Consider the following 9,690-nt stretch of genomic DNA (forward strand, 5'->3'; position numbering starts at 1 on the left):
GAAATTTCGATGATTGCGTTGGTTTTCGTTGTTCGTGTTGCGGGAACGACAGCGGTATATCGCTATGCGAGATATACCGCCGCGCCGAAGTCTGAGAGCAGGGCAAATGCATAAAAGGGTCATCGAGGAACCCGGGAGATCTCCCGGTCTCCATATCTGGAAATAACCGCTAAGACATGGGTAAGGCGGTATAGAAAAGAATACCCGGTCGGCAGGAGTACTGCCCGCATGCCGCCGGAGAAACGAAACCCAAAAAGCAGGATATGCTAATGCTGCCTTTCACTTAGCAAATCTCTCATTCGAGGAACCGTATGCATGAATTGTACACGTACGTGTCTGTGGAGGTTTCGGGCAGGTAACTGCCCGATTCTACCTGGCAGGGATGTATTGGGATTATAATAAACGAACGACCGGAAAATCATACAACACAAGTCAGACGCTTATTTTAAAAATCCATTTCTCCGGCAAAACGGTTATTTTATCGTTATCACCTTTTTCATGATCAGCACGGCGAGAACGACGAGTGCCAGCCCGGCGCAGACAAAGACAATCGAAATAATGACGCCCAGGCGGCTGTTGTCCGGCCCGCAGAAGGTGCAGAGATAGTAGAGTTTCTCCCGGTCAGGCACCTCCATCCCGTCCCGGAGGATATTGCCGTACTTGATATCGTTGATGAGTTTGACGACGCCGCTTTGCGGGGGGAAGAGGGCAGGATCGTCGAGTGACTCGATCGGTTGATCGAGTTCAAGGGTGATGATGACATACAGGTCCGCTTCCCTGTCCTTGAAGAGAATGTCGTAGCTGTAACGGCCGCGGCTTTGCTTTACGAGGGCCTGGTCCGTCGGTTCGAAATTAGTAAGCACGACCCAGGCCGCCTTTTCTCCGGAATCGGCGAATTCGGCCAGGGACATCGGTCTGATTTCATCCCCGAAACTCTCCATTTCCATAAAGGAAACAATACCGAAAAAAACGGAAACGGCGGCCGTGACAATACCGAAAACGATGAGGAAGACGGGGGATTTCAATAAATTATACAGCCAGTGTGTTCTGTTGTTCATGAGGAGGATCATAGCAGATTCAAAGGTACTATTCAAGTATTATCCATATAACCCAAAAGAATGATGCAAAAAATTTATCAAATACGCCCGTCAATTCTAATGTTTCGTTTTTTATTTTTAAGTATGTTTATATAAAAATATATTCTTTTTGTCAAGTATTTATATAATATTATTAATTTTATATGAGTTCATATATAAATCACTCTGTTTATTCTATAAATATCATTATAAAAATAATTTCAAATAAATATTCGTATAATGTTGATTCATATATAAAAACACTATAGTATAAAATACTTTTGTTAATCATTTACGGGCATTAGTATCGAATGATCAATAATGACGAAAAAATGAAAACATCCTGGGAAAAACAGACAGGCAAACGCACGGATTACGTCGATGTCCGCTACAATAACGTCGTGGTCGGCCATCATTACCAGACCGGCATGACAGACGCGGCGGGGACATGCACGCATGAGGAATTTCTGAAGGGGACCTTTCAGGATCTGATTGTAGAACGATTTGGACCGGGTGTTCTCGAAGAAGTCATTCATGCGGTCGAACACTCTTTCGACAACCCGGAGCATATTAAAAAAAGAGAGGATATCTTTCTGTTGCGCCGGTTTATCGAACAATTTCCGGTTTATCCGAATCTCGCTTCTCTAGTCAAAAAACCCGGCACGATCAACGGGGCTGATGTCTACGGCAACTTGGGGGGCTACAAATCAAGGATCGAATCAGACACAACCGCCATGACATTCGAAAGCACGAAATGCGAAATTGAAATAAAAAAAACCGGAAAAACAACCAGGATCACTCTCCCTTTCCATTTATCCCGATGTGTCGAACTTCACGATCGTTACTATGTTATCGGTGGGGACAATTTCCATGTGATTTCACATGAAGGAACCGTTTTGTTTACAACGGACGACGGCGGGTTGCTTTTCGGTTATACGCTGCGTTTCGGGAATGTGTTTCGAAACCTGACGGCAGTCATTGCCACCTATCGCTGGTTCGACGGGGATTATCCGGACGGGTGCCTGAGTTACGAACACGGAAGGGGATTCACGGGGAGGGCGGATCTTGCCGGATAATCATCAGGTGATTCTTTGGACATCGGTGAGATAGGGGCGATTCGGGATAATGAAGCAGGGTATTTTTCAGTAATTCATACAAACAGGTAAAAAGATAAAATGAACATCTGATTACGTGGATTAAGCGGATTCAGAATAAATATAGATATATAATGAGGAAGCCGGTTGTGGTTGGTGTGGGATTTTATAGGTGTTTTTAAAGACGAAGTATCCAAAATGGATAATAATGGCCTGTATAAATAGAAAGCAGTCGATTGCTCCCCGGTGTATGCTGAATTATTTTAGACAATTGTCGTAATTTCCTCTGAGGGGTTTGTTGTATATTCTTCTCCTCTATATCCCATTGCTTGAATCTTTTCTTTAATTTTTCGATGACTCTATCTCCATATTCTTCCACCAACGCCAAAAACAACTCCAATAACCACCGTACCAATTGAGCAATACTGAAACAATTCAAATCCGCATGCAGCAGCTTAATCTTTCGATACATATCTTCCTGAAAATAAACATGGACATGTTCCCGGTTTTCATCTGGTTGGCGTGAGACAGGTTGATACCGGCTCATTCTTTGATTTCCCCATAGATGCTCCTTAATAATCAAGGGATCGATTAGGGACATAATCCCGACAATCATTCCTGATAACGAACCTCCTGTCCCGAACAATTGCACAGTTTTAAGTTGCTTTTTCATTTTATCCGTTATAAGAAAATGGAATTCATGAATAACAGGTTTTATCATACAATACTCCGTTAATTAGAATCATACTAACACAATATATAACGCTTAAAAAAGGTAAAATGCTTTGATTTTTTATGTATTTATTGATTGATAATCCAGTATCGTATGATTACTGCAGGATGAAGACCATATAACGAAATGTACTATCAACCATTGTCCTTGCGTTCATTTTTTTATTGTAATCCGAAAAAATACATTGTATACTGTTTTCCTCTACGCGTATGGCATATGATGCGTTTTTTGGTTTTTTAAAGGATAAAAAAAATGATAAATCATGGCGGTATCTGCGATATATTCATGAATTTCGACAATAAAAAAGAAAGGAGTCTGCCCCTGAAAAAAGGAATATTTTTTAGCACACTGGCGGTGTTATTTTTACTGTTTTCCGCGGCTTCGACTCACGAAGCGACCGGAGACGCGAATGACGACTGTTCGATTAATATCGTCGACGCCCTGCTGGTTGCTCAATACTATGTGGGAATACAGACCCAGGCAATGAACCTTGGCGTCATGGACGTGAATGCCGACGGGACCATCAACATCGTCAAGTACGGCTTGACCTCCCTGGTCAACTCGCTGAAAAGCGGTGATGTGATAAATATCGTGACCTTCGATACATCGGCACGGATCGTCCATGAAGGACTCCGTGTACCGGAAGACATGGGTACCTACTCGTCCGCCGTCGATGTTCTGACCCCGAACAGCGGGTGATTTCACCGCTTCACTCCTGATCGATTCCTCATACCGGGATCAACCGATCGTCGTTTCCGTGCGGGGTGAGGGAGTCACCGAAATGAACACACCGGCACCCTCGCCCATGCCGACGGGGACCGCTTTACTCTGGGCCACGGACGCCCCGACTCCGGCCCCCCATTAAACTGTGGCGGGAGTTCATTGGAATATCTGTCAAAGTGAAATTAAGGGAGATGAAAAAGGGGCCGGATTGACATTGATTCAATCACGGCCCCTTCTTTTCTTTTCCTGCAATCCGAAAAACTTTATTCCGGACATAATGCACAATGAATTCTCCCTCGGTTACTTTTCCGCTTTATCAAGCCTTACTCTGCCAGCCAGCTCTTGACAAACTGACCCATGTAATTGGTGGAATTATCATCCGGGCCGCCGTGAAAGCGGGATGAACTCGTGGTCTGCCCGTTACCCAGCAGAACCCAATTCGTGTCAAACATAACGGACCTGTAGACGAAATCGAAACACCACGCGGTCCAGTTCACATTCGGTTTCGAGTTGACCATACTCTTCAGCTGATTCGCCCAGCTCGAGGTCCCGTTCACCGGATTGGGCGCGCCGGATTCATAGCCCCATTCGGTCATAAAGGTCGGGGCATTGTTGGCGACCCAGTCTATCCAGTTCGGTACGCCGTGCTGCGGGTAGATATGGCAGACATATGCGAGATTACCGCCGGAGAGAAGGTCGCCCGTGCTTCCGGGCGTCACCTGCGACCAGTTAGGTCCGCCGATCAGGATGATATTGTCCGCCCCGTGATTGTTACGTATGAGGTTGACCCACTGCTGAGCCCTCGACTTCCAGCCGCTCCAGCTTCCCTGGCCCGGTTCGTTCAGCAGTTCGAACATGACATTCGGATGGTCGGCATATTTGGGGGCGATGTAATTCCAGAAGTTCTCCGTGTTTCTCACCACGTTGCCGTCGTCCCATGAAACACCGACGTAATGCCAGTCGATGATCGCGTATTTGCCTTTCTGGATACAGTGCTGCACGGCGGGGTCGAGGATATTGTTGAAGTAATCGTCCGCCGAATAATGAAGCCATCCGTGACTGCCGGTTTCGTCGCTGACTTCGGGATGAACGGTCAACCGGAAAACGTCGACATTCCAGCCGCTCGAACACCCGATATCGATAATACTCATCGCTGTGGTATTCACCCGCTGGTTTCTGTCACCCTTGTATATGGCGTCAAGGTCCGCCAGCGCCACCCCTTTGAGCCGGACATTGTTGTTGTTCGAATCTTTCAACCAGTTGCCGTCCGCGTGGAGGGCGGGAACCGTTCCACCGCTTCCGGGGGGATTCGTCTGTGTCGGCGGATTTGTCGCACCACCGGGCGGCCATTCGGTGACCGTTCCGACGTAATACTGAGCGACAAGCAGCGCGTCGACGATATTAATCGACCCGTCGCTGTTCACATCTGCGACATTCCGATTGAAATTTGAAGGATTGAGTCCCACGTAGGACTGGGCGATAAGCAGGGCATCGACGATATTGATACTGTTGTCGTTGTTGACGTCCCCGATTTGCTGGCCCCAGAGGACACCCGCGCTGCAGCATAGTAATACTAAAGCCGCCCATACAAGTCTTTTTCTTTTCATTTTACCACTCCATTTTTCATTTGATTTTGTTTGGAAAATAGAAAACCATCACAATCATTTCGACTGCGACAGTTTATTATACACGATACATGAAATTATGCAAGTTTTTTTTGGTACGTGAAAAAAGAGAAAGAGACAGCCTCGCCATTCGAAACCGGAGTAACAATCCGACCGTAAAGGAGGTACGTATACCGGATGTCGTTTCTTCTATCGACGGCAGGCGACGACTTCGCCTGCCGCGTTTCACGATGCCGCGTCCCTGCGAACGTGTACCGCCGTTCCCGATCGGGATGGTTTGTTCACGGCTACCGGTTATTCAGCCGCATAGATTTCGAACTCCCAGAGCGAAAAGCCCCATTGGGTGGCCCGCTTGATGCCGTACATTCGGACATACCGCGCATCTTTCGGTCCGACTGAAAACTCATCGATTTTTCCGTCGCTTTTATCCTCATGATAGACGGTTTCCCAGTTTTCCGCGTCCCGCGAGACCTGTATATCGTAGGCAAGACCGAACGCGACTTCCCAGTTCAGGACGATTCTGCCCACGGAAAAAACCTGGCCAAGATCGATATAGACCCATTGATCGTCCGCCCATGAACTCGACCACCGCGTATCGGCGAGACCGTCGTTCAGAAACCGCGGGGCAAGGGCCTCACCTTCGTCCGACGAGGAAACGGCCGGTTTGAAAAGGGCGAGATTCCCGTGGAGGGGATCATGCACGATAACGATAAAACTGGCGGTCCCCACCGCCCCGGCCGAATCCTTTGCCGTGATTTCGATGTAACTCAACCCGTTTTGTTCCGGAAAAAAAGTCAAATCGACGTTCCCGTTGCCGTCGATCGATGCGGCGAGGAGTTCAGGATTGGTGATGTTTCCGATCGAATAATCGAGTTTTTCTCCGTCCTCGAAATCGCGGAACAGGCCGCCGACATTCACGTAATCCTCATATCGTTCCGTGCCGATATCGACGATCAGGTTATCGATCGTCTTCATACTCAAAGGGGGCCGGTTCTTTCCTATGTCGACCGCGATATATTCCCTGTATTTTTCGAGCAGCGCCAGCATCCCCGGTGCGGCATCGTCCGTGCCCCCGAATCCGTCATGGGCCGTCCACGTCCACCCGAGTGCGCCCGCGTAGCCGTTTTCGTACGCGTAGAGATACGCCTCTTTCGGAGAAAGCGATGTTCTGGGTTTGAATCCTTTTCCCAGTTCCTTTATCCCCCCGGCCGGAAACTCGCCGATAAGGATAGGTTTGTCGAGCTCCCAATACGAGGCCGGATGATGAAACGGTGAGGTCATTTCGTCTTCGTTGTTGGGATAATAGTGGGCTTCATAAAAGTCGAGAGTACCGAGTTCGTCGCCGCCTGCGGAGATGAGGCGTTCGTCCGAATAATAGTTGATCAGTCCGCCGGCATTCGCCGTCATCGCCAGCCCCGATCCCGTCGTGACGAGGGCGCCCGGATCTTCCCGGTGGATGGCGCCCGCCGTAAGGTTGATAAACCGCTGGAGATGGATCATTTCCGTCCGCTTTGTCGTCCAGCCCCCGGAAAGCATGCCTTCGGGTTCATTGATGATTTCCCAGCAGGCAATGGCCGGGTGGCCCTTCAGGGCGCTTACCATCGGTATCAAGGCCTTGTTGATGTATGCTTCGGTGTAAAGGGGAATTTCCAGCATCCTCTGGTTGGCGATAAGATCGACATTCGTGTTTTTTGTCAGCATATCATGCGACCAGAGGCACATGACGATAAGAATCCCCCGGTCCCACGCCAGATCGAGGGCGCGTTCGAGGTTCACATTGACTTCCGGATTGAGGACGAGGACCTTGCCGAACTCGTCGTATCGGGGATTCGAGCTTCCATTGGTATGTATCCAGAAGCGGAGACAGTTTCCCCCCGCCCGCGCGACATCGTCGAGCGCCTCCGCGAACCGCGCTTCATCGAAATCAACCGGATCGTTTGCGAAATGGATCCACGCGAGGTTCATCCCGCTTAAAAACAATTCCCGGCCATTAATGATCAACCGCCCTTCCTTTGTGAACTTTTTCCCTCCCCGTACGGATAAACACGAGGTGATAATGACGGTAATACAAAGCAAAAATAACATAATTCTTTTCATGGTATTCTCCTTAAATCACAAATTCACCACTCACCGGCTTCAATGAAATAGTCCATTACCCCCGCGCCCCAAGGGCGATATCGGCATATATCCTCTCACCCCGCTGAAGCCGCTCGGCAATGGGATAGACCGATTCATGATAGAAGTAATAACGGTCAATGTCAATGGATTCGGTTACTAAAACGGTTTAGAAACAATGTAATGAAACCCGATGGTCTCGGCTATTTCCCTTATAGACAATAAGCTTATAATCTTATAGAAGATACGTAACAAAAACTGATTCCATCCTCGTTTCGGTAAGGGGTATAATCACTCTTATGTAAAATAAAATACCATATAAAGGAGAAAAAGCAATGAAATTAAAGCGAAAAACCATGTTTCCTGCCGCAATCATCATAATCGGTGTATTGTTTCTGTTCCTCACCTCACCGTGCCTTTTCGGTGAACCCCGCGCTGGCGGTCATTATAAATACGGGGAGGCCCTCCAGAAAGCCCTCCTCTTTTACAAGGCACAGCGTTCGGGCGATCTCCCCGATGATTATATCCTCCCCTACAGGGCGGATTCATGCATGAACGACGGGGAGGACGTGGGACTCGACCTGACCGGCGGCTGGTATGACGCGGGCGATCATGTCAAGTTCGGACTTCCCATGTCGTTTGCCGCGGGCCAGCTCGGGTGGGCGGTCTATGAATACCGCGAGGCCTTCGAGCAGGCGGGCCTTCTCGACGTCATTCTCGATGAAATCAAGTGGGCGACCGACTATTTCATCAAGTGCCACCCGGAACCAAACGTCTACTACTATGACTGCGGTTACGGCGAATCCGACCACAGCTGCTGGGTACCGCCCGAAGTCGTCCATATTTTCACCGAGCGGACGTCGTTCAAAGTAGACTCCTCCACGCCGGGTTCGGACATCGCGGGGCAGGTTTCCGCAGCGCTGACGATCGCCTCGCTCATCTTCGAACCGACGAATCCCTCCTATGCGGCGACATGTCTCGAGCACGCGCGCGAATTGTTCACCTTTGCCGACACCTACCAGGGGAAGTTCCCCCTCGCCAACTTTTATCAGTCCGGCAGCTATGACGACGACCTCACCTGGGCCGCGGTCTGGCTGTACATAAAAACCGGGGAACAGGAATACCTGGACAAGGCGACATCGTACACACCGATCGTCACCCTCGGCGGACACCACACCCAATGCTGGGACGACGTCAGCTACGGGGCATGTATCAAACTGGCCCAGGTGACCGGCGATTCGGAATACGACAGGGTCGTTGAAATCAACCTCGACTGGTGGATGCCGAACGGCGGCCTGAATTACACCCCGGGCGGGCTTGCCTGGCTCGACAACTGGGGATCGCTCCGCTACGCGTCTGCCGCAGCCTTTCTCGCCTTTGTCTGGGCGGACGACGACAGCGTCGGGACGGCGTCCAAAAAACAGGCATACCGTGAGTTTGCCGAACGCCAGATCAATTACGCACTCGGCGACAACCCCAGAAACGGAAGCTACGTGGTCGGATTCGGCGAAAACTCGCCGCAGCACCCGCATCACCGGACAACCCATTGTTCCTGGCTCAGCATGCTCGACGTACCGAAATTCCACCGGCATATCCTCTACGGCGCCCTCTGCGGCGGACCGGGCGCGGATGACGGGTATAACGACGATATTACCGACTATACGCGAAACGAGGTCACGGACGACTACAACGCGGCCTTTGTCGGCGCGCTCGCGAAAATGTACTCGATGTACGGCGGCGAGCCCCTCGCGAACTGGCCGCAGCCGGAAGATTTCATCCCGCCGGAAGGCGAACTGAACGAATATTTTGTCCGCGGGTTCATCCAGTGGGAAGGTCCGCAGGACTGCGACGTCCTCTTCCAGGTCAACAACCGCTCCGCCACACCGCCCACGGTGAGGGACGGGCTTTCGGCGCGCTATTTCCTCGATTTTTCCGAGGTCTTCGATGCCGGATATTCTGCAAGCGATGTCAAGGTGAAAATCCAGTCCGGGGACGACGGGGCTTCCCTCAAGGGGCTGACCCAGTGGTCCGGCGACGTCTACTATTTCACCCTCGACTGGACGGGTACCCTCATCCATCCCGGACACTGGGACATCTGCGAAAAAGAGGCGATCGTCCGCATCACCCACCCCATCGACGGAGCGACCTCGAACGACTGGTCGTACCGGGAACTCACCACGAATCCCGACTACGACTGCAAGACCTTTACCGGTATGACCGCCTATATCCCCATCTACGACCACGGCGAACTTCTTTGGGGTGAAGAGCCGCCGGGGGGAACCGCCACCTCGCCGCCGACAAATCCCCCGACGGTGACAAATCCC

The 9,690-nt window shown here is 50.3% G+C and carries 7 protein-coding genes; 3 read left to right on the forward strand and 4 right to left on the reverse strand.

Annotation, left to right across the window (positions count from 1 at the left end):
* Window positions 1-473: 473 nt before the first annotated feature.
* Window positions 474-1,058 carry a hypothetical protein gene (locus tag JW881_13585; protein ID MBN1698541.1) on the reverse strand — a complete coding sequence of 195 codons (585 nt, stop codon included), beginning with the start codon at window positions 1,056-1,058 and terminating at the stop codon, window positions 474-476.
* A 350-nt stretch (window positions 1,059-1,408) separates the two neighbouring features.
* On the opposite strand from JW881_13585, the gene JW881_13590 reads away from it, so the two are divergent.
* Complete coding sequence (locus tag JW881_13590) at window positions 1,409-2,152, forward strand: hypothetical protein (protein MBN1698542.1); 744 nt, start codon at window positions 1,409-1,411, stop codon at window positions 2,150-2,152.
* A gap of 196 nt (window positions 2,153-2,348) precedes the next feature.
* On the opposite strand, the gene JW881_13595 is transcribed toward JW881_13590, so the two are convergent.
* Window positions 2,349-2,891, reverse strand: a complete 543-nt coding sequence (locus tag JW881_13595; GenBank protein ID MBN1698543.1) for a hypothetical protein — start codon at window positions 2,889-2,891, stop codon at window positions 2,349-2,351.
* A gap of 264 nt (window positions 2,892-3,155) precedes the next feature.
* Between JW881_13595 and JW881_13600 the strand changes: the two genes are divergently transcribed.
* The gene (locus tag JW881_13600; GenBank protein ID MBN1698544.1) at window positions 3,156-3,602 is read left to right on the forward strand and encodes a dockerin type I repeat-containing protein; all 447 of its coding nucleotides are present in this window, start codon (window positions 3,156-3,158) and stop codon (window positions 3,600-3,602) included.
* Window positions 3,603-3,949: 347 nt separating this feature from the next.
* On the opposite strand, the gene JW881_13605 is transcribed toward JW881_13600, so the two are convergent.
* Window positions 3,950-5,233 carry a cellulase family glycosylhydrolase gene (locus JW881_13605; protein ID MBN1698545.1) on the reverse strand — a complete coding sequence of 428 codons (1,284 nt, stop codon included), beginning with the start codon at window positions 5,231-5,233 and terminating at the stop codon, window positions 3,950-3,952.
* 312 nt (window positions 5,234-5,545) lie between these two features.
* Complete coding sequence (locus tag JW881_13610) at window positions 5,546-7,348, reverse strand: discoidin domain-containing protein (GenBank protein MBN1698546.1); 1,803 nt, start codon at window positions 7,346-7,348, stop codon at window positions 5,546-5,548.
* Window positions 7,349-7,701: 353 nt separating this feature from the next.
* Here JW881_13610 and JW881_13615 point away from each other — a divergent pair.
* Window positions 7,702-9,690 (forward strand): glycoside hydrolase family 9 protein (locus tag JW881_13615; protein MBN1698547.1); only part of this gene is annotated, 1,989 nt, incomplete at its 3' end.

This window comes from Spirochaetales bacterium, assembly GCA_016930085.1.
Lineage (GTDB): Bacteria > Spirochaetota > Spirochaetia > SZUA-6 > JAFGRV01 > JAFGHO01.

Excerpts from the sequence above, each read along its gene's own strand:
- JW881_13605 (MBN1698545.1), bottom strand. The coding sequence starts at position 5,233 with ATGAAAAGAAAAAGACTTGTATGGGCGGCTTTAGTATTACTATGCTGC.
- JW881_13585 (MBN1698541.1), bottom strand. The coding sequence starts at position 1,058 with ATGAACAACAGAACACACTGGCTGTATAATTTATTGAAATCCCCCGTC.
- JW881_13600 (MBN1698544.1), top strand. The coding sequence starts at position 3,156 with ATGATAAATCATGGCGGTATCTGCGATATATTCATGAATTTCGACAAT.
- JW881_13610 (MBN1698546.1), bottom strand. The coding sequence starts at position 7,348 with ATGAAAAGAATTATGTTATTTTTGCTTTGTATTACCGTCATTATCACC.
- JW881_13595 (MBN1698543.1), bottom strand. The coding sequence starts at position 2,891 with ATGATAAAACCTGTTATTCATGAATTCCATTTTCTTATAACGGATAAA.
- JW881_13590 (MBN1698542.1), top strand. The coding sequence starts at position 1,409 with ATGAAAACATCCTGGGAAAAACAGACAGGCAAACGCACGGATTACGTC.